The sequence below is a fragment of the Roseovarius sp. THAF9 genome (genome assembly GCF_009363715.1).
GTDB lineage: Bacteria > Pseudomonadota > Alphaproteobacteria > Rhodobacterales > Rhodobacteraceae > Roseovarius.
Map to the genome: position 1 here is coordinate 3,556,544 of NZ_CP045404.1, position 21,926 is coordinate 3,578,469.

General features: G+C 59.1%; 16 protein-coding genes. 8 read left to right on the plus strand and 8 right to left on the minus strand.

The annotated features are described in order from the left end of the window. Position 1: 1 nt before the first annotated feature. Positions 2-790 carry a metal ABC transporter ATP-binding protein gene (locus tag FIU86_RS17595; protein WP_152477219.1) on the minus strand — a complete coding sequence of 263 codons (789 nt, stop codon included), beginning with the start codon at positions 788-790 and terminating at the stop codon, positions 2-4. Positions 791-800: 10 nt separating this feature from the next. After that, complete coding sequence (locus tag FIU86_RS17600) at positions 801-1,766, minus strand: metal ABC transporter solute-binding protein, Zn/Mn family (RefSeq protein ID WP_152476268.1); 966 nt, start codon at positions 1,764-1,766, stop codon at positions 801-803. Positions 1,767-2,014: 248 nt separating this feature from the next. On the opposite strand from FIU86_RS17600, the gene FIU86_RS17605 reads away from it, so the two are divergent. From FIU86_RS17605 to FIU86_RS17620, 4 genes are all read left to right on the plus strand, one after another. Then, positions 2,015-4,393 (plus strand): M10 family metallopeptidase C-terminal domain-containing protein, encoded by a 2,379-nt coding sequence (locus FIU86_RS17605; protein WP_152476269.1) that lies wholly within the window; start codon positions 2,015-2,017, stop codon positions 4,391-4,393. A gap of 137 nt (positions 4,394-4,530) precedes the next feature. Next, entirely contained in the window at positions 4,531-7,230 is a 2,700-nt protein-coding gene (locus FIU86_RS23040; RefSeq protein ID WP_152476270.1) for a calcium-binding protein, read from the plus strand. A 68-nt stretch (positions 7,231-7,298) separates the two neighbouring features. Continuing rightward, positions 7,299-8,162 (plus strand): sulfotransferase, encoded by an 864-nt coding sequence (locus FIU86_RS17615; RefSeq protein WP_152476271.1) that lies wholly within the window; start codon positions 7,299-7,301, stop codon positions 8,160-8,162. A 13-nt stretch (positions 8,163-8,175) separates the two neighbouring features. Further along, complete coding sequence (locus tag FIU86_RS17620) at positions 8,176-8,913, plus strand: class I SAM-dependent methyltransferase (protein ID WP_172977542.1); 738 nt, start codon at positions 8,176-8,178, stop codon at positions 8,911-8,913. Here the strand turns inward: FIU86_RS17620 and FIU86_RS17625 are convergent. The 4 genes from FIU86_RS17625 to FIU86_RS17640 all read right to left on the minus strand — a co-directional run bounded on the left by FIU86_RS17625 (position 8,903) and on the right by FIU86_RS17640 (position 15,172). Continuing rightward, positions 8,903-10,225, minus strand: coding sequence for a hypothetical protein (locus FIU86_RS17625; RefSeq protein ID WP_152476273.1), 1,323 nt, complete (start codon positions 10,223-10,225; stop codon positions 8,903-8,905). The genes FIU86_RS17620 and FIU86_RS17625 overlap by 11 nt on opposite strands. After that, positions 10,222-10,965 (minus strand): sulfotransferase family 2 domain-containing protein, encoded by a 744-nt coding sequence (locus FIU86_RS17630; protein ID WP_172977543.1) that lies wholly within the window; start codon positions 10,963-10,965, stop codon positions 10,222-10,224. The genes FIU86_RS17625 and FIU86_RS17630 overlap by 4 nt, the downstream gene beginning before the upstream one ends. A 61-nt stretch (positions 10,966-11,026) precedes the next feature. Next, positions 11,027-14,248 (minus strand): glycosyltransferase, encoded by a 3,222-nt coding sequence (locus FIU86_RS17635; RefSeq protein ID WP_152476275.1) that lies wholly within the window; start codon positions 14,246-14,248, stop codon positions 11,027-11,029. An 81-nt stretch (positions 14,249-14,329) separates the two neighbouring features. After that, complete coding sequence (locus tag FIU86_RS17640; protein WP_254703877.1) at positions 14,330-15,172, minus strand: ABC transporter permease; 843 nt, start codon at positions 15,170-15,172, stop codon at positions 14,330-14,332. Between the two features lie 90 nt (positions 15,173-15,262). Here FIU86_RS17640 and FIU86_RS17645 point away from each other — a divergent pair, with 90 nt between their 5' ends. Then, positions 15,263-16,483, plus strand: coding sequence for a capsule biosynthesis protein (locus FIU86_RS17645; RefSeq protein WP_152476276.1), 1,221 nt, complete (start codon positions 15,263-15,265; stop codon positions 16,481-16,483). A gap of 11 nt (positions 16,484-16,494) precedes the next feature. Beyond that, entirely contained in the window at positions 16,495-17,163 is a 669-nt protein-coding gene (locus FIU86_RS17650; protein ID WP_152476277.1) for an ABC transporter ATP-binding protein, read from the plus strand. Positions 17,164-17,195: 32 nt separating this feature from the next. On the opposite strand, the gene FIU86_RS17655 is transcribed toward FIU86_RS17650, so the two are convergent. Then, positions 17,196-18,335 (minus strand): glycosyltransferase family 4 protein, encoded by a 1,140-nt coding sequence (locus FIU86_RS17655; RefSeq protein ID WP_152476278.1) that lies wholly within the window; start codon positions 18,333-18,335, stop codon positions 17,196-17,198. Beyond that, complete coding sequence (locus FIU86_RS17660; protein ID WP_172977544.1) at positions 18,328-19,248, minus strand: glycosyltransferase; 921 nt, start codon at positions 19,246-19,248, stop codon at positions 18,328-18,330. The genes FIU86_RS17655 and FIU86_RS17660 overlap by 8 nt, the downstream gene beginning before the upstream one ends. 92 nt (positions 19,249-19,340) lie before the next feature. Here FIU86_RS17660 and FIU86_RS17665 point away from each other — a divergent pair, with 92 nt between their 5' ends. Both FIU86_RS17665 and FIU86_RS17670 read left to right on the plus strand, forming a co-directional pair. Then, positions 19,341-20,648, plus strand: coding sequence for a hypothetical protein (locus tag FIU86_RS17665; RefSeq protein WP_152476280.1), 1,308 nt, complete (start codon positions 19,341-19,343; stop codon positions 20,646-20,648). After that, positions 20,645-21,880 carry a glycosyltransferase gene (locus FIU86_RS17670; protein WP_152476281.1) on the plus strand — a complete coding sequence of 412 codons (1,236 nt, stop codon included), beginning with the start codon at positions 20,645-20,647 and terminating at the stop codon, positions 21,878-21,880. Before FIU86_RS17665 ends, FIU86_RS17670 begins: the two co-directional genes overlap by 4 nt. The last annotated feature ends 46 nt before the right edge of the window (positions 21,881-21,926 follow it).

Below are 21,926 nucleotides of genomic sequence, written 5' to 3' on the forward strand. Positions count from 1 at the left end.
ATTATCCCGTGATCCCGATCTGCGCGGTCGCCAGCCGCCCGCCATAGGCCTCTTGAAGGTTGGTCTGGGTGAACGCCTCGGCGACCGGACCTTCTGCGACCTTGCTGGTGTTGATGACAAAGACCCAATCGAAGTAAGCGGCGACGGTCGACAGGTCGTGATGCACCGCCACGACCGTCTTGCCTTGCTGGCGCAGGGACTTGAGGACCGAGATGATCGCCGTCTCCGTCGCTGCGTCAACCCCGGCAAAGGGTTCGTCCAGCAGGTACAGGTCGGCGTCCTGCGCCAAGGCCCGCGCAAGAAACACACGCTGCTGCTGACCACCCGAAAGCTGGCCGATTTGCCGATCGGCAAATCCGTCCATACCGACGCGCTCCAAGCAGTTGATGGCGGTCTGTATGTGCCTAGTCTTAACGCGCCCCAGAAGGCCAAGCTGGCGATACTGGCCCATCAGCACCACATCGAGCACACGCGTCGGGAAATCCCAATCCACGCTTGCACGCTGTGGCACATAGGCGATGCGGGCACGCATCTTTTCCAGGGGATGGCCCCAGGCCGTAACGCGTCCGGACAAGGGCGTCACGATGCCAAGCGCCGCTTTCAACATAGTCGATTTGCCCGCGCCGTTCGGACCGATGATGGCCGTCATATTTCCTGGCTGAAACGTCGCGTCTACGGAGAACACAGCGGGTTTCTCTGCATAGGACACGGTCAGCCCGCGAATGGCAAGCGGGCTTGACGCTAACGCCTCCCGGTCGCTCTGATCTCTATCCGGTGTGACCAGCTTCATGCTCATTTTCTCAGCCTTCCGCCGCCAAAAGACCCTGCATGCCACGTTCCGGGGCACGACCGCCCAAGGCGTCGGCGATGGTCGTGACATTGTGGTCGATCATCCCGATATACGTCCCTTCGTAGCTGCCCGGCTCCCCCATCGCGTCCGAGAAAAGTTCGCCGCCGATCTGAACTGCATGCCCTCGCGCCGCAGCGCCCTCGACGAGAGCCCGCACGTTTCGATCACTGACCGACGTCTCGACAAAAACGGCCTGAACGTCACGCTCCACCAGCATGTCCACAAGGGTTCGTATGCGGCTCAGACCCGCCTCGGACTCGGTCGATATGCCTTGGATACCTATCACGTCGAAATCATAGGCCGAACCGAAATAACCGAACGCGTCATGCGCAGTCAGCAGCACGCGGGCGGATGGTGGAACAGTGGCCAAAGTGGCCTTCGCATACTTTCCAAGCTTGGTCAATTCCGCCTGGTACGCGGCGGCGTTGGCTGCAAAATCCGACGCGCGTTCCGGTGCGGCCGTGCTCAGCGCGTCTCGCACACCGTTCACCACATACGCCCAAAGCTGTGGCACCATCCAGACATGCGGGTCGAACTTGTTGACGTAATCCTCGTGGGCAATCCGGTCTTCACGCGGGACATTCTCGCCCACCGGCACGGCCGTTCCGCGTTGCCCGAGCTTGAGCAGGAATTCCTCCATCTGCGCTTCAAGATAAAGACCATGCCAAAGCACCAAATCGGCGCGCAGCGCGGCCTGAATGTCGGTGCGGGTCTGGCGATAAGAATGAGGGTCCACCCCGGCTCCCATCAGCGACCTGACCTCGACATGGTCGCCGCCGACGCGCCGCGCGGCATCACCGATCATGCCGGTTGTGGCGACCACTGACAGCCGTCCCGTTCTCGCGCGCGACGGCGTGCTCGCGAACGTGCCGACCGCCAATGCGCTCAAAACGACCTGACGTCGTGAGAAATGCATCGCGGATATCCTTTCCTGCCGCAGATAAAAGTGAATATGCAAGTCATTCTCAATAAGTCAAGACCATCGCATCTTTGCCCTAAAAACGCCCTACTGGATCGTCAAATTCCTCGCGACGCCACACCGACGGCGGCGAAACCTTGCAACACGGCCCGGCCGCGACGGTTCGAGCTTCAAAACCTTCACGGAAAGTTGCAAAAGCCGGAAAAGCCGAGTCGAGGCCATAAAGAGTAGCGAGAAAAGACCACATGTGCACAATTTGCAGGCTGACCCAGACATTCGATCCGATGCGCCACGACCCCGGCGTTCTGACCCCGGAATGGCCCCTCGCAGCGCTGATCTCGGAAAGCTTCGATGCCTCCGCAGGCACATTCACGAGCTACACCATGTCGGTCGGCGACACGTTCAACGGATCAATCGCCTCGGGCACGGATCAGGACTGGATCGCAATCGACCTGACGCAGGGCGATGCCTATCAGATCTCGCTCACCGGCATCACACTGAGCGATCCGTATCTTGCCATCTACGACGACACGGGAAACCTTGTCACCCTCAACGACGATGTAAGTTATCCAAGCAATCTGAACTCGGAATTGGTGTTCACGGCAAGCTATACCGGCACCTACTATATCGAGGCCGACGCCTATAGCACCGAGACCGGCAGCTATCGTGTCAGCGTCCAGGAGACAACACCGCCACTGCCGCCGTCAGTGGCTACATACGACCAGCTCGCCGATTACCTGATCGTCGGCGAGGGCCTCTATCCTGTCACGTTCTCGGCTGCGCAGGCCGCCGCGATCACCGTCGACATCTCGGGTCTGACGGCGGTGGGTCAGCAAATGGCGCGTTGGGCGATGGATGCCTGGGAAATGGTGGCTGACGTCAATTTCGTGATCCAGAGCGATGGCACGCAAGGAAACGAGATGATCACCGTCGATGACGAGGATCCTGGCGCGTTCGCGTTCTTCCCGAACTCGGGATCGACAAGCACCAACATGGGCGACAACACCGATGGCGTGGAACTGAACGTCAACAGCAGCTGGTTCAACAGTCAGGGCACGACGCTCGACAGCTATTCATTCCAGACTTTCGTGCATGAGTTCGGTCATGCGCTTGGCCTGAACCACCAAGGCGACTACAACTTCAACGGCCAGCCCATCAACTATTCCGACAGCGCCACCTTCGCGAATGACAGCTGGCACTTGTCAGTGATGTCGTATTTCAGCCAGACCGAAAATCCGACGCAACCGGCCAGCTTTGCCTACACGGCGGGTCCCATGATGGTCGACATTCTGGCGATCCAGCGGATGTATGGTGCCCCAGGCGCAAACGGCGTGACCGCAGGCGACACAACCTTCGGCTTGAACTCGAATATCGGCAACTATCTGGACGATCTGTTCAACGTGCTGGCCACCGGCAGGACAGGTCCGAATACTGACGGCACACCCATGGCCTTTACCTTGTATGATCAGGGCGGCACCGACACGCTTGACCTAAGTTTTCTGGGCAACGGAAGAGCGGCCAACGTCAACCTGCAAGGCGGAGAATTCTCGGATATCGGTAGCCGGATCGGCCAGATCGGTATCGCGGTCGGAACGGTCATCGAGAACCTCGTGACTGGTGCCGGCAACGACACAATCACCGGCAACGAAGCAGCCAATTCCATTATCGCCAGCGCGGGTCAGGACAGCGTGAATGGCGGGGACGGAAACGACACGATCCAGGGCGGAAGCGGGTTCGACACGATCGAAGGCGGCGATGGCAATGACGAGTTGGAGGGTGGAGACCTCGCTGACTTCCTGAGCGGTGGCAACGACCAGGACCACCTTGATGGCGGCGACGGCGCGGATCAGATCCATGGTGACGCAGGCAACGACACGCTGCTTGGCGGATCGGGTGCGGACCGTCTCTTTGGCGGGGACGGCGACGACTGGATCGACGCAGGTTTCAACTTCGGCACGTCTGTTGACGGCGTCGAAGGCGGCGCTGGCAACGACACGATCTTCGGCGGCGTCGGCTTTGACCTCTTGCAGGGCGGCATCGGCGATGACGAGATCCATGGCGGCGCCCAGGCCGACAACATTTACGGCGAAGACGGCAACGACACGCTGAACGGCGAAGCCGGCTTTGACCGGCTGTTCGGCGGCGCCGGGGACGACCTGCTGGAAGACTACGAAGGTTTCGGCGGCCAGTTCGGCGGCTCGGGCAACGATACGATGCGCGGTGGCGATGACAGTACCACCTTCTTCGGCCAGATCGGCAATGACCTGATCGAGGCGGGCGGCGGCGACGATCGCATCGGCGCGAATGCCGGCTTTGACACGATCGACGGCGGCGCGGGCAACGACCTGATGTTCGGGGATTTCAACGCCGACACCTTCGTCTTCCAGGACGGCCACGGTGTGGACACGGTGGGCGACTTCGATGCGCTGAACACGTTCGAGAAGATCGACCTTCAGGCGGTCACCTCGATCACGTCGCTGGCGGATCTGAACCTGGGTTCGACCACAAGCGGCGCGGCCACGCAAGCGGGCGCCAATGTCGAGATCGACACCGGAAACGGCAACCTGATCATCCTCAACGGCGTGTCCCTCAGCGACCTAGATGCCAGCGACTTCATCTTCTGATCGCAAGCGCATCACATACTGCAACGTATTGTTGAAAATGCGCTACAGGTGGATTTTCTTCGCCTAAAAACTTGTGCCGAACACAACCTCTTGTGTAGATGTCTTGATAGTTCTGGCTAATTTGATGGAGTGATCGCGTGACGCAAATCGACTTTCTTGGTACCAACAGCAGCTTTCTCGGGGACGCTTTTTTTGACAGTAACGACAGCCTCGATAGCCTTGACGTAATCAGTCCCCGAAACCAGGTCACCTCAACAATCGAACTAGAAAACTCCGACACCGGGATCTTCACGACCATCACCGGGACAAACCTGCTCGTGAACTCCGCTGGTGACCCCGTTCAAGGCACGATCACGGGGTTCAGCTTCTCGCAGAACAATGTGGCACAGGCGACAGTCTCAGGCATCTCCTGGCCAATCACCACCCTCCTTCAGGCACTGCTCGATATCGAGGCGAACGATGATCTGACCGGCTTGGCCGCGCTGTTCAACGCAGATGGTCCGATCACTTTCGACGCCAGCGCCGCGTCCGCCGCCTTCGGCTACGACATGTCAGAACTCGAGGATCTGCTGGAGTTGATCACGCAGCCGATCACGGCGATCGGTACGTCAGGTGCCGACACTCTGATCGGAGGTCAGGGAAACGATTCACTTGATGGCGGTCTCGGCAACGACATTCTTTTCGGTTTCGATGGGAATGACACGATCAATCCCGGTGACAATAACGGCAATGGTGATACGATATATTCCAGCGCCGGGAATGACACGTTCGATTTGTCGGACATCGTGGACGGCTGGGTGCCGCTTGACTACACATTCTCCACATCGCCGATCACCGCTACAATCAACGGCCTAAATAACACTGGGTCCATCAATGCGGGCGTCGAAGGCACCGATACGATCATTGACGTGATCAACCCGCTCGCCTCCGGCTGGACGACCGGCGGCTTGCGCATCAACGGCAGCACCGGAGCGGACACGTTCAACGTGACTCTGGGCGACGAGCAATGGATGGATATTGTCGGCGAAGACGGCAATGACACCTTCAACCTGAACTTCACGGGCACGGGTTACGCGCGGATATCTTATATCTTCAGCAATGGCGCGGTCACAGCGGACCTCACAGCCGGCACGATCACGCAGGACGGCTTTACCGACCAGCTCAACCTGACAAGCACCGGAAACAATTTTTACGACATCGAGCTGCGGACAAGTGCCGGCAACGACTCACTTCTCGGCAGCGGCGATGACGAATCGTTCATCGTGCGCGGCGGCAACGACACGGTGGACGGAGGGGACGGTTTCGACCGCATCCGCTATGACCGCAGCGGCTATGATGCCGTCAGCGTGGACCTGACGACAGGTACGGCGACAGGCACGTATTTCGGCGGACTCTTCACGGACACGCTCAGCAATATCGAGGTGGTACGCGGCTCAAGAAACGGCAACGACACACTCATTGGCAGCGCGGCTGACGAGGGTATCCATGGCCGCGGCGGCAATGATGGTATAGCCGGCGGCGCAGGCAACGATGTTCTGCTGGGTGAAGACGGCAATGACACGATGGACGGCGGCGCCGGCGACGACGGCATGATCGGCGGCGCGGGCACCGACACCGCGGTGCTTGCTTCCTCTCAGTCCAGCGTCGTTATCACCCAGACCAATGCAGGGTTCACGTTTAACGGATACACGTACGGCGGCAGCGGCTTGGTCGTCCGGGACAGCGACGGTGTCGATTTCATTTCCGACGACGTGGAATTCATCCAGTTCTCCGATGGCACGCTGACCTACGCACAGCTGGAATCTCTGGCCGGCATCACCGATCTTGGCACCGCGGGAGCGGACACACTTGACGGTGGGGAGAATGGCGACTTCCTGGTCGGGTTCGGCGGCAATGATACGCTCAACGGCAACGGCGGCAACGACAGCCTGCTCGGCAGCGCCGGGTTCGACTCGATCTCTGGCGGCGACGGCAACGATACGCTTCTTGGCGAAAACCAGGCCGACTTCCTGAGCGGTGGCAACGACCAGGACCACCTTGATGGCGGCGACGGCGCGGATCAGATCCATGGTGACGCAGGCAACGACACGCTGCTTGGCGGATCGGGTGCGGACCGTCTCTTTGGCGGGGACGGCGACGACTGGATCGACGCAGGTTTCAACTTCGGCACGTCTGTTGACGGCGTCGAAGGCGGCGCTGGCAACGACACGATCTTCGGCGGCGTCGGCTTTGACCTCTTGCAGGGCGGCATCGGCGATGACGAGATCCATGGCGGCGCCCAGGCCGACAACATTTACGGCGAAGACGGCAACGACACGCTGAACGGCGAAGCCGGCTTTGACCGGCTGTTCGGCGGCGCCGGGGACGACCTGCTGGAAGACTACGAAGGTTTCGGCGGCCAGTTCGGCGGCTCGGGCAACGATACGATGCGCGGTGGCGATGACAGTACCGCCTTCTTCGGCCAACTGGGCAACGACATTATCGAAGCGGGCGGCGGCGACGATCGCATCGGCGGCAACGCAGGTTTCGACTTGATCGACGGCGGCGCGGGCAACGACCTGATGTTCGGGGATTTCAACGCCGACACCTTCGTCTTCCAGGACGGCCACGGTGTGGACACGGTGGGCGACTTCGATGCGCTGAACACGTTCGAGAAGATCGACCTTCAGGCGGTCACCTCGATCACGTCGCTGGCGGATCTGAACCTGGGTTCGACCACAAGCGGCGCGGCCACGCAAGCGGGCGCCAATGTCGAGATCGACACCGGAAACGGCAACCTGATCATCCTCAACAACGTGTCCCTCAGCGACCTGGATGCCAGCGACTTCATCTTCTGATCGGCCCCTTTACCTCCCGGCGTAGTCGATATACGCTGGGCGGATAATCCTAAGGGACCTTTCGCACGATGAACGAAAAGATCTTCGGCAAGCTTTTCCTCAGCATTGGCGCCATGAAGGCCGGAACCACGTGGCTTTTTGCCGTTCTGGAACGAAACCCCGCGCTTCATTTCACGCTCGAGAAGGAAATCCACTACTTTTACCACAAGTACGTGAATGGCCGGCACCTGAGCGAACGGCGCAGGCTACAGACGGCAAAGGACCGTTACCTTTTCCGGTTCGATCCCGAGCGGGCGAATATCGATCGGATTCGTGGCAATCTGCACTGGGTTGCCAACTACCTTCAGCGTCCGGTCGACGACTTCTGGTACCGCAACCTTTTTGATCTGCGCGATACGCAGGAATGGGCCTGCGACTTTTCCAATCTGCACTCTTTCGTCCCGGCAAAGGCATGGCCCCAGATTGCCGACAGCTGTGAGCAACTGCGCGTGCTCTACACCATGCGTCATCCGGTCAAGCGGCTCTGGAGCCATACGAAGTTTCATCTGCAGATGACGGGCGGCCTGCACCACCTTGAAGAGTGGGGACCAAGAGAGTTTGAAAATTTCGTGCGGACGCCGCATATCTGGAACAACGCCGAATATGGCGCGGTTCTGCGCAGGATGCGCGAGGGCCTTAAACCGGATCAGCGCAAGGTTATCTTCTACGAAGACCTGCATGCCGACCAGCGTGGCACGTTGGCGTCAATCGAGGATTTCCTGGGGATCACGCATTTCAACTATCCCCAGCCTTTGCTGGAACGCCGCTTCACCGAAAGCGTCAATCATAGCATGCCGGATTACTTTCCCGGATTGTTCGCGGATGACATTGATCGGATCAAGCGCGAGATCGAGGCGGAAGGGTTCAAGTTGCCGGCGAATTGGCAAGGGTAAAAAGGCGAAAGCAATGACACAAGCTCACTTCAAGCAAGCAGTTGCTCAACTACATCGGAAATATCGGGCTTACCGAAATGATAATGTTCCGTTTCCAATCGAGTCTATTATTGCATGGTACAGTCTGTTTGCCGCTCAGGCGAACCTTGATGTTCGAGGTGATATCTTGGAAATGGGCGTCGAGCACGGTGGAACAGCGTTTTTAGAAGCAGTCGCTCTTCGGGACGACGAGAACCTAGAACTTGTTGATCTGAAACAATCTCCGCGGTTCAAGGCGATGGCGGACACGCTACCTGAGAGTTTGTCGAAACGGATCCATTTCCACGAATGCTCAACACGCGCACGCGAGCTGGACGCTTTGACTGACCGAAGATTTCGCTTCATTCACATCGACGCCGGTCATTCGAAATCCGATGTTGTTCATGATATAAGACGCTTCTCTGGCGCGCTTTCTCCAGAGGGAATACTTTGCTGTGACGACGTATTTGAAATCCGTTGGCCCGGTGTAACGGAGGCAGTACTTCAAGAGATGCCTGCTACGGATCTAGTGCCCTTCCTTTTTGTTAACAGAAAGCTCTATTTCTGCTGCGCCTCAATGTCCGAGAAGTACCGCCAAACATTAACCGATGCACTCCCTGATATTAAGGGTTTCGGTGATCTAAGACATTGGACGGAAACGATGTTGGAAGCCGATACACTGATCTGGAAACAAATCCCCAGATCCGCTAATTTGGGCGACCTTATTCATTAGGTAACAGCATCCTTAACAATCGGGCAAAAATATCCTCAACCGCCGCTTCTCGATCTGTTAGCCGATAGTCCCGATTTCGAGGATTGCTCTGTAGGGTCCCTGTAAAGCCGAGGTCTTCCACGAAGTTGGACGCAACAGCTTCCGGAACCATCGCGCCTTCGACCATTGAAGCCGTCCAACGTAGGCTACCAGTACTTATGCTAGCGCGATTGCCATGCTGAACGCCGGGAAGCGAATAGAACCATCCAGGCTTGTGTTGCATTGTCCCGGCATGACAAAGATAAGCGTGGCACGAAGCTATCTCATGCACGGAGTCAATTAAGGTCATTCCGGTTAAGTCTCTCAATTGAGCGCACTGTTTCCTTGGCAACGCTTCAGAAATTTGACCGATAAGGCGCTGTGCTCCAGAAATGCGTTCTTCAAAGGACAAGCGAACCGGATCGTAGATTGGGCGCGCAAAATCTTGCGGCAAGGAAAAACCATCTAGCAAGAAAACGGCATTTGGACAGCAATCAAGGAGCTTATTGATAATTAGCGCTAATACTTCTACTTGGTCTTCCAGGGTCCGGCCTTTTTCGCGAACGGTCATATAGATTTTTGGTTCTGGCGAAGGTGACCAACTTAACGGCAGACCGATAAGCTCCATCAATTCAGTTTTGGCATTTCCATCACAGAAAACCGATCCAGGCACCAAAGTTGGACGGCTCTGCCATCCCCGTGCCTCTTTTGTTCGTTCCACCTCGTCGAAGCAGATCTTGTGGGCTTTGCAGAAAGCCGCGATATTCCCCATTGGATCATGCAATATTCGAACATCAAAGTTTGAAACCGAGTGGGCGAGATGCCAAAGCCCGGGAAATTCGTTCCACATATGATGTGCAAAGTTCGTGTGACCTGTGAAAACCAATGGGCGAGCAGTCGTATCGACCCTCACATCTGGGCAAACGTTGTTCCCCAAGATCTCCTGGGCCTTCGCAATTAAGGGCGACGCTTCACTATCGGCTACGGTATAAACACTCTCAGGTGTCACTAGTGCCAGAACTGGACACCCCAATCGCACTGAAGCTGCAACAACACAGAACGGTCCAGTCGCTCCAGAAAACCAATAAAGACATCCGTTCTGAGGCCAGTGATAGTGCGCTTCCGCTTGGCACTGCTCACCAGTGGTCGGGTCGGGCACTGTGAACAGGCCAGTTTCCGCAATATTTATCTGAAAACGGCGCAGCGCTCTATCGCTTGTCCATGCGTTACCTGCGCGCAAAGCTTCAAGGGTCCTTGAAACCTGTTGATCGTTCTTTTCGGACGCAGAGCTCAAGTCTTGGACTCCTGTTTGACGCCAGGAATCTTACGAGCAACTTGGCCGCTAGTCTTTTTTGAGCACATTCCAGCCATTAACATCTGGTCGTCCAAGTTCGCCTCTTTCAGAAGCGCAACCAACTCCGGGTCGTCCCCACCTTTTTGCTCCCCGGCCATGGACACATTGCGTCGCTCCTCGGTCCAATCGAAGTCGGGATAGGCGTCCGAAATGGTGTCGGAAAGCCTGCTCAGCATTGCGCCGAAATCGGACACCACCCCCACGACAGTCAAGCGCTCCAGCGACGACTTGGCACGCTCCAACTCGGGCTCGGGGCCGGGCACGAGGCTCGCAAGCCGGTGGGTCTGGAAATTGCGGCACTGGCGGTCATTGGGCATCGCCAGCCTGACCTTTACATACCCCTCCAGGTCCGTGTGCTTGGCCAGCACGGCACCTAATGTCTCTGCATCCTGATCCCGCTCGAACCGGTAGGCCGATTTGATCCGCGCAATGGGGTCGCGCAAGAGCATGACTGACACGATCCGCACGCCCTCGACCTGCGGCAACGGTCCCATCATCGTGTGCGACGAGAACGCCACCGCATCCGGTTCTGATCGGATCCAGTTCTCGACTTGGGCCGTGTTGTTCTGGCCCTGAAATTCGCGCGTGACCCAGCGGCTACCGAAATTATGCTTGAGCACGGCGTCAAGCGACGTACCCGCGTTCTTGAAGAGGTGATAGTGCAAAATAATCGTGCGCACCCGGCTCAGCCCAATCCCTGACAAAAGATCCGTTCGACCCTAAAGCGGACATACGTGAGTTTCAACGAACCGGTGCGTTCGGCAGGAACAAGTCCGCCGCCTCGAATGCTTCGCGCATGATTAGGCGCCCCTTACGGAACGAATAGTTCTCCGCCATATAGGTGCGCGCCGCCTCGGACATCTTGTGCCAGAGTTTGTCATCGCTATCCAGCCGCTTGATCGCCTCGATCCAGTCTTCATTTGTACGCGCGATAAAGCATTCCTGCCCATCGCGCAGACCGATACCCTCGGCCGCCACCGGGGTGAGAACACAAGGCGTGCCCCGGGCGAGCGCTTCCAACACTTTTCCCTTGATACCGGCGCCGGACAAAAGCGGCGCCACGAAGATACGGTGCGGGTCAAAGGCATCGGCAACATCATCGACAAATCCAACCGGGTCGATCGACGGCCCCTTGAGCGACTTGATCTCGTCAGTCACCCCCGCCCCGTAAACCGAAAGCACAAGGTCCTTCCGCTGCGTAGTCAAAAGCGGCATGATCTCACGCGCGAACCACAGCAGACCCTCCTGGTTCGGGTGATGGCGGAAACTGCCCAGGAACGAAATACCGGACCTTTCCTCCAATGGCGTGATCGACTCAGGAAGATTCACGACCCATGGCACGTGCATCACTTTTGCCGCGCCTTCGGTGTAGGCTTCGATCACGGCATGTTCCATTTCGTTGTAACTGAGCACGATATCGACCTGGTTGATGATATCCAGCTCGGCCGTCCTGGTCTGGCGCGCGGCTTCCATCCGCCCCTCGTTGCCGTTCGACCGTGCGGCACGAATCTCTCGCAAAAAATGCAGGTCGGCATTGTTGAACAGAACCTTGGCTTGCGGCGACAGCATACGGATCTGTTGCAACACGTCCCGAGCGACATAGAATCGAGTGATATAGAACGCATCAAAATCCGCCGCATGACGTGCGATGTATTCCTGCACGCTCATGTAGAACGGGGCGTAGATCATCTCGACGCCCATTTTTTGCAAGTCCTCGGTATACTTGCCCAAATGCGCCATGTTGGTTGGCAGGAACGTGACCTTGTAACCAAGCGACTGCACAAGACGAATTTCCTGGAGCGCGGCATAAGAACCCGCATCCTGATCCGGACGCGGCGTGGTGTAATCAATGAACAGCACGCGCCCGACTATGCCGCGGTCTTTTTCCAGGTCCGGGCTGTGCCCTTCGCGGCCAAACCGGGAATAGTCACTCGCCCAGCGTCGCTTAAACTTTGGTCTGTTGACCTCTTGGAAGCGCTTGAAACCGCTTGAAACGTCCGTTCCCGAGGTCATCCCCTCGTAATGATAAATCACGGAGGACGGCACAAACCAGGTCGTGTACCCTGCCTCGCGCACCTTGAAGGCAAAGTCTGTGTCTTCAAAGTACATCGGCTCTAGGTATTGCGACAGCCCGCCGACCTCGTCCCAGATCTGCTTGGGCACCATCATTGCCGCGCCGGACAGGTAATCGGCCTGCCGCGCGTAACAATACCGTGGATCGTTCGGGTTCTGCCGGTTGCCATAGTTCCACGGATTGCCTGTGCCCCAGATGATACCGCCTGCATCCTGAAGTTTGCCGTCGGGATACAGCAATTTGGCACCCGCCAGCCCGACGAAATCGAACCGCTCGAACGCTCCGAGAAGCTCGTCGATCCATCCGGTCGTCACCTCGACATCGTTGTTCAAAAGAACGATGTAGTCGCCCTTGGCCACAGACGCACCCGCATTGCAGGCCCTTATGAAGCGTTGCGGTTCCTCGTTGTGCAACACCGTGATCCCGGAGACGATGTTTTCCAGCTCCGCAGTCTCATCGGTCGAGGCATCATCGACCACGATCACCTCGAAGCTGGCGTCGTTCGGCGCCAGCAACAGGGAACACAGCGCCAGATAGGTAACTTCGACCTTGTTGTGCGCCGGAATGACAATGGACACCTTGGGCTTGTCCACTTTCGGAAAGGACAGAGGCTTCAACTTTACTTTGCCGTAACCGCCTTCGACGGTTTCCATCGCATGAGCGAGCTGTGCGATGTCCAGGCTGTCTTCCGTTTTACTGGCGGCGCTCGCAAACAGAGCCTTAATCCCCGCAAAGCGCCGACCTGTCTGCGGAAAGATCGAGTCCGGGAAAGGGGCCGCGCTTTCGCGTTGCAGCACGTCTGCCGGCGTCAGGATCTTCGGCATCAATAGCTGACCCTCCCAGTACGCCACCGTTCCAGATGCGTCCCGCAGGCTCAGATGATGTGTCTGGCCGTCCAGGTACTCCTCGGAAATCCGCAGCGGCGTCTGCCCACGCTGTACGCTGACCTGCTGGTCATGCCGTCCATTCACGAACAGCGACAAGTTGACAGGCGCACTGCACGACACCACCAGGGTATGACCAGAACTGTCATCGACCGTGATTTCGGCCTCGGGGGGCAGCGAAAAACTTTCGCTCTGCCCGCCCTGGTTGACCGAGATCGTGGATTCCGGCGCCGGTATAGCCGGCAAGTACGCCGACAGCCAAACACCACCGCTGGGGATCTTGTCGCCGACCAGCATCTCGGGATTGAGCCTGCCTTTCGCGCTCCCTCGACGGTTCGGCCCGACATGCACATCCGAAAGAAAGAGAAAAGGTTCGCTTCCGCTTCCGTCATCTACAAAACCGGAATAGTTCAGTGTCAGACGGATCTCGAAACGGCCGCTACCGGCTGGCAAAGGAATAGAGACATCCTGGTATTCGCTTGCGTTCCGCCCGCCCAGGGCCGCCGGGTTGAAATCGATCCTGCGTTCCGACACCACGCCGGTTTCAACATGCAGGAACGTCACCTTCAGCCGCGCCGTTGCCCGGTGCACGCCCAGAAGTGCATTGAAACATAAGCCCTTCTCTTCCACGTCCACGGTGATCGGCCGATCGATATGTATTTTGCAGGGTGACTCGCGGCGTACGACCATGACCTGGATAGTTTGCGTGCCCGGCAGCGCCCAGTCCATCAGGTGGTTCACCCAAAGCGCTGCCACTTCGCCGGGCTTGGTCTCGGCAGGTTGGGTCTGCATGGCCAAGTTCAGGGAATCCGTCGGTAGATCGACACGGCTGACAAACGAATACTCTTCCAGAGCCTGAGCGTCGCATGGTGCAAAGGGAACGCGTGCCGACTGCATCGCCAGTTCCGCCGGCTTGGTCGGAGCCTTCTCGAAATTCACAAAGACATTACGGTTCACCAAAATGGCCGATCTTATGTCGTGGGCGGATGTTCCAAATTTCATCATGTCTCAATCATCAAGATACTTAGGGCGTGGGGCAGCGCCATCTCTGCACGGCTACAAGACCTCAGGCAGAGAGTATAGCGCCTATTTGTCGAGGATGTCCCTGTGGTACCGATTCAGCAAGAATAGGCCCACCAGAAGGCCGATCAGGCCAAGCATAACGGGATAGGTGGCAGACACGTAGGTCGGACTGTAATAGGGATAGAACGCGTCGCGCATCATCCCGATCGGGTGGACCAGCGGATTGTACCACAACACGCTCCTGTAGGGCTCCGGCACCGTTTCGAACAGGAAGAAAATGCAGGAAACCAGGAAAATCGGCCGGTTCAGAACCGCCCATGACGTCTGCCAGACTGGAAAGGATACAAACAGAAAGCTGTTGAGCGTGCCCACGCCGACCGAGAATATGATAAGCATGACATAGGCGGTCGCCACCTTTCCGACATCGATGGACACATCGTCGGCAAAAAACGTCAGAATTACCGCCATGACCGCGATGTGGACCATGAACTGCGTCATCACGTTAAGGATAAAGCGCGCGATCAGCGCATCGACGAAGGTCACCCGCGGATATTCCAGCAAGGCGCGCGAAAAGTTCAAAACCTGTGCCAGCTTCATCGCGATATCGCCGTACATCAAGAATGGCAGCATGGCGCACGCATAGAAGAGCGGAAAGGACGTGCCCAGCGGAGGGTGTCTAAACCCGGCGGAGAAGATGAAAGTCATCAACCCGATCCCGGCGGCTGGCTCGATCACGGCCCAGATGTAGCCCCCCGGCGAGCGTCCGTAGGACGTCGACATTTCCCGTAGCATCAGCGCGAACACTGAACGGAAGGTCGCGAACGGCATGCGCACCTCGCGCAGTTGCGATTCTTCGTCCTCGGTCAGGCGAGGATCGTGCGGTGAAGGCGAATTGACGTCAGTCATGGAAAGAGATGGTGGCAGCGCTTTTGCAGTTCGACTATGGTCGGGTCAGTTGTTCAAAATCATTCCTAAAGGCCGGAAAGTCCAGCGTACATGTCAAACCCGCCTTCCGCACCGGCCCTGGTGCCGTCTCAGCCAGTCGGTCAACCGGCACCAGAAGAGACCCGGCAGGAATCCAAAGTCCCGCCGCCCGCTGCCAAAGCCAAGCCGCAGCGACGCCACTTCGGGCTTGTTCTCAGCTTCTTTATCTGCTGGCTCGTGCCGGTCATGCTGGTCGCGGGGTATATGTGGCTGCGCGCGGCAGACCAATATGCCTCTCACCTGGGCTTTTCGGTCCGCACCGAAGAGGCAAGCTCGGCCATCGAACTGCTCGGGGGCATCACCGACCTGTCCTCTGGCAGTTCTTCCGACACCGACATCCTGAACGACTTTCTGACCAGTCAGGAACTGGTCAGAGAAATCGACCAAGCCGTCGATCTTCGTGCGATCTGGTCTCGGGTGCCCACCTCTCGCGATCCGGTCTTCGCGTTTGACGCGCCAGGCACGATCGAGGATCTTGTCGACCATTGGGAGCGCAAGGTCACGATCATCTACGACAGCGGCGCGGGCCTGATCGACATGCGCGTTCTGGCCTTCGACCCTCAGGATGCGCGCGATATCGCCCAGGCGGTGCTGGAAGAGTCGACCCAGATGATAAACCAACTCTCTGCAATCGCCCGCGAAGACGCGATCGGCTATGCCGAAGCCGAACTCGAGGTCGCGGTTGACCGGCTGAAAACCGCGCGCACCGCGCTGACCGAATTTCGCAACCGCACGCAAATCGTCGATCCCACGATCGACACGCAAAACCAAATGGGTCTGCTTGTGAACCTGCAGCAGCAACTTGCCGAGTCTCTGATCGATCTCGACCTACTGCAATCCACGACTCAGTCCAACGACCCCAGGATCACGCAGGCCGAGCGCCGCGTCGAAGTGATCGAGTCGCGCATCGAGGCCGAGCGCCGCAAGCTCGGTCTCGGCAGTTCCGGCGAAGGCGGGGAGGTTTTCGCAAACCTCGTCGGCGAATACGAAAGCCTGATCGTGGACCGCGAGTTTGCCGAGGCCGCCTATACCAGTGCGCTGGCCGCCTACGATTCCGCGCGCGCCGAGGCACAACGCCAAAGCCGCTACCTGGCTCCGCACGTCCGCCCCACCCTTGCCGAAAGCGCCCAGTTCCCCGAACGGATGAACATCATGCTGCTGTCGGCCCTGTTCCTTTTGTTTGGATGGGCGATCGGCGTGCTGATCTACTACAGCCTCCGCGATCGGCGCTGAAAGGGCGGGCGATGATCAAGCTTGATCGGCTGTCGAAACGCTTTCCCATGCGCCAAGGCTACAAGACCGTGATCGACGATCTAACGGCTGTTTTCCCCTCGGGAAAAAGCGTCGCGCTTCTGGGGCGCAACGGCGCCGGCAAGTCGACCTTGCTGCGGATCATCTCCGGCGCCTTGCGCCCAACATCTGGACGCGTCCTGTCGACCGGCACGATTTCCTATCCTGTGGGATTTGCAGGAACCTTCCATCCGCAACTCACCGGGGCACAGAACACAAGATTCGTGGCCCGTATTTACGGCGTCGACACCGATGAACTGGTGCAGTTTGTCCAGGATTTCGCTGAGCTTGGCCGTCATTTTCACATGCCTTTCAAGACCTACTCGTCTGGGATGCGCTCCAAGCTCAGCTTTGGGGTATCGATGGGCATCCCCTTCGATACCTACCTCGTGGACGAGGTCATGTCCGTCGGCGACGGCTCGTTCCGGGAAAAAAGCACCGAGCTGTTCGCCGAGCGGCGGCGCACTGCAGGCGCGGTCGTGGTCTCCCATTCTCCGCCCATGATCAAGGCGATGTGCGACATGGCGGTGGTTCTGGAAAACGGTCATGTGGCGTTTTACGACGATGTCGACGAGGCGCTGGAGCATCATGAAGCCAACATGAAAAAGCCGCGCCCGACCTGACAAATCCCTCATGCGCTGCACATCTGCGTCGCTTAACGCTCAGCCAGTATCTCCGCCACTAATGCCAGGGCATCTTGCGCAAATCGCTCCGGCGCATACCGCGCGGACCAGAACGCTCTGATTTCGGTTTGGTATCGTTCCCGGTCGGATTGAAAGCGTGCAAGACCTGCATCAATCGCCGCCGCCTGCTCGGCCGGGCTGCCCCGCAGTAGAATCGTCAGCGGATGGTCCTTCGACAGCGCCCGCGCCCCCTCGAACTCCGATAGGATCAGCGGCAAGCCGTATTCGCTGGCCTCCAGCGCCCCGATCGGCTGTCCCTCGTAGCGCGAGGTCAGCATGTATCCGTCCGCCGAGGCCAACACAGGGCGCACATCCGCGACAGGGCCCAGCAAGCGCACCCTTTCCCCCGCAGGCCCCGCCACGCGGCGCGCCAGCGCCGCGAACCGCGGATCGTCTGTGCCCGCACCGCACAGGCTGAGCGTGATGTCGTCCGGCAAATGCCGCATCAGCTGCAAGGCGGCGGTCAGGTTCTTCTGATAGCCGACCCGTCCGGTCATGACGATATGGCGCCCTAGCCGATGCGCGTCTCCCTCTGCCCGACATGGGCCGAGATGGGATGCATTACCCAGAACATGGCATCGGTGTCCGATCATCGCGGTGCCCATCGCGGCCTGCATCCAGTCCTTTTGCGACTCCGTCAGGAAAATCAGGTCCAGCGGCTCGCACGCTTTCAGCAGGCCCCTTTCAGTACGCCGTGCGATTGGGCCGGTGCCAAAGCGATGGCCCGGCCCGAACGGCAAGCCGTGATAGGTCAACGCGAGTCGCGACGTGAACGATCCCGGCCATTGGCCGGACAAGTGCAGCTGTCGCAGAAACAGGACAGGCAGCCGCGCATGGCCCCAGACAAGATCGGCCGGCAACGCATTCAGCGCCGTCGCAAGCGCGGCGCGGCCCAGACGCCAGCGCCGCGGGTCAAGGGTGCTGGCAAGTCCCGGCAGCGCGACATGCCGTGCGCCCAGCGCCTCGATCTCGTCATACCCGCCGCGGTTATCTTCACTGAAAACAGTGACGGTCGCCTGCCCTTGCAGAGCGCGCACAAGATCGGTGATGTGGCGCGGCACGCCGGACGGGAGGCCATCGCCGCCGACAAGCACGATATGCGGCTCAGACAAGCCCAAGCGCCGCCGCTCCAAAGAACCCAGCCGTCCCAAGCGGGCTTTGGCGATAGACGCCCAACCGCCGGAACGCGGCCAGACGCGACCCTATAGGCAGCCGCCGTGCCGCCTCGAACCCGTCAAACAGCTCTGCGTTCCGGGCCGTCAGCCGGTCGCGCGAGACCTCCAGCGCCGCAGCGTTCAGCGTCAGCCGTTCGGCGAACGCCCGCCGCAGCACGGCGCGCTTGCGCCGGATCTGCGCCAGCGGCCCCCGGCCTGCCCCGATCAGGTTGCCTCCATGCTGCCGATAGAGCGCCACTGGCGGCCCGTTGTCGTGAAGCACGGTGCCGCCGATGCCGCTGACAAGCTGGTACAGCCACCAGTCGTGCGCGAAAATCGCTCCTAGTTTGGGCGCGATCTCTTGGGCCACCTCTGCGGCAGCGCGGTTCAGCACCATCGTATTTCCAGCAGCGACGTTCTCGATCAGCGCATTTTCGAGACCCAAGGGCCGGCTCCGCTTTGGCATCGCCCTTTGCCTTTCACCTTTGGTACCGTTCCACGGCTGAAGCCGCGCGCAGTAAAGACCGGGATGGTTCGCGGGCACACCATCCAAAGCCTCTCGCGCCCGGGCCAGCTTGTCCGGCAGCCAGACATCATCCTGATCCGCAAACGCAATCGGCCCCGGCTCGGCGTGTCGGATCAGGTGCAAATAGTTCGCCGCGAAACCGGACTTGGGTCCGCGGATGACGCGCACATCCTGTGGCACGACCGTGGCAAAACGCTCGATGATATCGCGGCTATCCGCGCCGCCACTGTCGTCGCTGGCCAAAAGCCGCCACCCCGCCGTGCTTTGCGATGACAGGCTGCGCAATTGGTCGGGCAAGTAAGGCGCGCCATCGTAGACCGCCATGAGGATCTGAATTTCGTCCAACCCGATGTTCCGCCTTGCGCCGTCCCCTGTGGTGATCGATGTTGGATTAGTTTATTCGGACCTCAGTTGCAAAGCTTGAAACCGGACCCTTAATGAAGCAATCCCTTTACCTGTCGCTGGCCCGCCGGTTCGTCTCGACCATCAAGCAAGAAGGTTTTCGGTCTGCCCTGCGCAAGGCTCAACTCTATACGGCGCGGCGTTTGCAGGGGATCGGCGCAAGCCATCTCAACCACTCCGAGGCGCAGGGCCACAGACCCGAGGCCTATCTTCAGGGCGTCTGGGCTGACATGGCCCGCGGCGGAGGCTTTCACGTGATTCGCGACCGCACCAGACCGCCCAGGATCGCACTGATCGGCGACCTGAATCTGCCCCAGTGCCGCAAGTACCGGATCGAGCAACTTGCCGATTTTTGGCGCGCGCAGGGAGTGGAATGCGACTATTCGCACTACGGCGACATCCCACGCTCGGCCCAGTTGCTCCAGACCGCCACCCATCTTTGCGAATACCGGCTCGAGGCCATGCCCTTGACCCAGATGTACCGCTATGAGGCACGGCGGCTCGGACTGCCGGTTCTGTACGATATCGACGACCCACTGTTCTCGGTCTCGGCTTACGAGAACTACAACAACATGACCGCGCTCGATCCGGGGCTGAAGGCGCATTTTTTGTCGGTCGCGCCACGCTATGCCGAGATGATGAACAGTGCCGACGTAGTCACCGTGTCCACCCCCGGCCTTGTCGAGCATGCGCGTCTTTTTACCAGCCGCCCCGTTCACATGCGGCGCAACTTCGCCGACGAAAGCACGTTGTCGGATGGCCGCGCCGCGATGAACGAGATCGAGGAATCGGACGACGACGGCCTCTTCCGACTGGTCTTTGCAAGCGGCTCCCAGGGACACGAGGCCGATTTCGAGATCATCGCCGATGCGGTTGCCGATTTCGTCGCCGCAGCACCCGATCGCCGCCTCCGCATCTTGGGCCATTTCCGGACAGAGCTTTTGCCGCCCGCCCTGCAAAGCCGCACCGAGCATTACAAGTTCCTGCCCTACAAGGAATACCTAACCCACCTGGCTGCCGGAAATGTGGCGGTGATGCCGCTTCAGGACGATATCTTCAACCGCTGCAAAAGCGCCGTGCGTGTCATCGACGCGTCATCGGTCGGGCTTACGTCTATCGTCAGCGATGTCGGCGACTTGAAATGCCTCATCGAGCACGGAGTCACCGGCCATATTGCCCGGACTTCGGCGGACTGGCGCGGACTGCTGGAAAAACTGTCCATTAATCGGGCAACGACCCACGAAATGGGACATGCGGCACGAAGAAAACTTGAATCGCGATGGGCGGCCCAACCAGGGCCGCATATCATCGATCAGGCAGTACTGGACTGGATTGAGACATGACCGGCAGACAGCCTCATATCCTGATCGCGAACATATTTTTCGCGCCATTCTCCTACGGCGGCGCCACCGTGGTCGCCGAGGAAATCGCCCGCGCTCTGCATAACGGCGGCCGGGCGCGCATCAGCGCCGTATCACTGATCGCACGGGCAGAAATAGCGGCCTACACGGTCATCCGATCCCAGGTGAACGGGATCAACAATTACCTGATCAACATGCCGCCGGGACGCAGCGTCAGGGAGTTCTGGGACAATCCCCGGGTCGAGACCATCCTCGAAGACCTGATCGCGGATCTGTCGCCCGATCTGATGCATGTGCATTGCATTCAAGAAATGGGCGTCGGCGCGTTGCGGGCCGCTGATCGCGCCAGCGTTCCGATCATTGTGTCGATCCATGATTTCTGGTGGATCTGCGAACGCCAGTTCATGGTCCGGATGGACGATACGTATTGCGGGCAATTCCCGGTGGATGTGGAGGCGTGCAAGGGATGCGTCAGTGATCATGACGCTACGCGCACCCGCTTTTTCGCCCTGCAAGAGGCTGCCGAACTCGCCCACACCGTCACCTATCCCAGCCGCTTTGCCCTGGAGCTTTGCGAATCGTCCGGTCTTGCTCCAGGACGTGGGATCGTATGGGAAAACGGCGTGCAATTGCCGGGGCCTACGTTCTTCACCCGCCAGCAAGCCCGGCGGGACCGTGATCCGCGCCTGGCCTTCGCTTTTCTTGGCGGGCCTTCCCAGATCAAGGGATGGCCCACCATCCGGGCCGCGTTTCAGAAACTGGAGCGCGCCGATTTCCGCGTCGATCTTGTCGACGGCAGCATCGGCGGAAGCTGGTGGCGCGGGCATGACTTTTCGGACCTGCCTGGCGAATGGCGGGTCGTGCCGCGTTTCTCGCAGGACCGGATGGACGACTTTTACGCCAATATCGACGTGCTGCTCTTCATGTCGCAATGGAAGGAAACCTTCGGCCTTGCCATCCGCGAGGCGCTGGCCCGCGGCATCGACGTGATCCAGACCGACAGTGGCGGCACCACCGAACACGTCGCGGCCGAACGCGCTGACCTCATACCGATCGGCGCCCCGCCAAAGGTCTTGCAATCCCGCCTCGAGAAGCGCCTGAACGCGGCGCGCGGGATAGATCCCGTCACGGGCATACGCAGTTTCCGCGATCAGGCCAAAGCCTTTGAGGATCTGGTATGGCATCTTCTTGGGCGCGCCGAGGTTGCCGAATGACTCCTTCTGACCGTTTCACACTCCGCACTGTCGGATCCGAAAAACC

Excerpts from the sequence above, each read along its gene's own strand:
- FIU86_RS17595 (WP_152477219.1), bottom strand. The coding sequence starts at position 790 with ATGAAGCTGGTCACACCGGATAGAGATCAGAGCGACCGGGAGGCGTTA.
- FIU86_RS17600 (WP_152476268.1), bottom strand. The coding sequence starts at position 1,766 with ATGCATTTCTCACGACGTCAGGTCGTTTTGAGCGCATTGGCGGTCGGC.
- FIU86_RS17605 (WP_152476269.1), top strand. The coding sequence starts at position 2,015 with ATGTGCACAATTTGCAGGCTGACCCAGACATTCGATCCGATGCGCCAC.
- FIU86_RS17615 (WP_152476271.1), top strand. The coding sequence starts at position 7,299 with ATGAACGAAAAGATCTTCGGCAAGCTTTTCCTCAGCATTGGCGCCATG.
- FIU86_RS17620 (WP_172977542.1), top strand. The coding sequence starts at position 8,176 with ATGACACAAGCTCACTTCAAGCAAGCAGTTGCTCAACTACATCGGAAA.
- FIU86_RS17635 (WP_152476275.1), bottom strand. The coding sequence starts at position 14,248 with ATGATGAAATTTGGAACATCCGCCCACGACATAAGATCGGCCATTTTG.
- FIU86_RS17640 (WP_254703877.1), bottom strand. The coding sequence starts at position 15,172 with ATGACTGACGTCAATTCGCCTTCACCGCACGATCCTCGCCTGACCGAG.
- FIU86_RS17645 (WP_152476276.1), top strand. The coding sequence starts at position 15,263 with ATGTCAAACCCGCCTTCCGCACCGGCCCTGGTGCCGTCTCAGCCAGTC.
- FIU86_RS17650 (WP_152476277.1), top strand. The coding sequence starts at position 16,495 with ATGATCAAGCTTGATCGGCTGTCGAAACGCTTTCCCATGCGCCAAGGC.
- FIU86_RS17665 (WP_152476280.1), top strand. The coding sequence starts at position 19,341 with ATGAAGCAATCCCTTTACCTGTCGCTGGCCCGCCGGTTCGTCTCGACC.
- FIU86_RS17670 (WP_152476281.1), top strand. The coding sequence starts at position 20,645 with ATGACCGGCAGACAGCCTCATATCCTGATCGCGAACATATTTTTCGCG.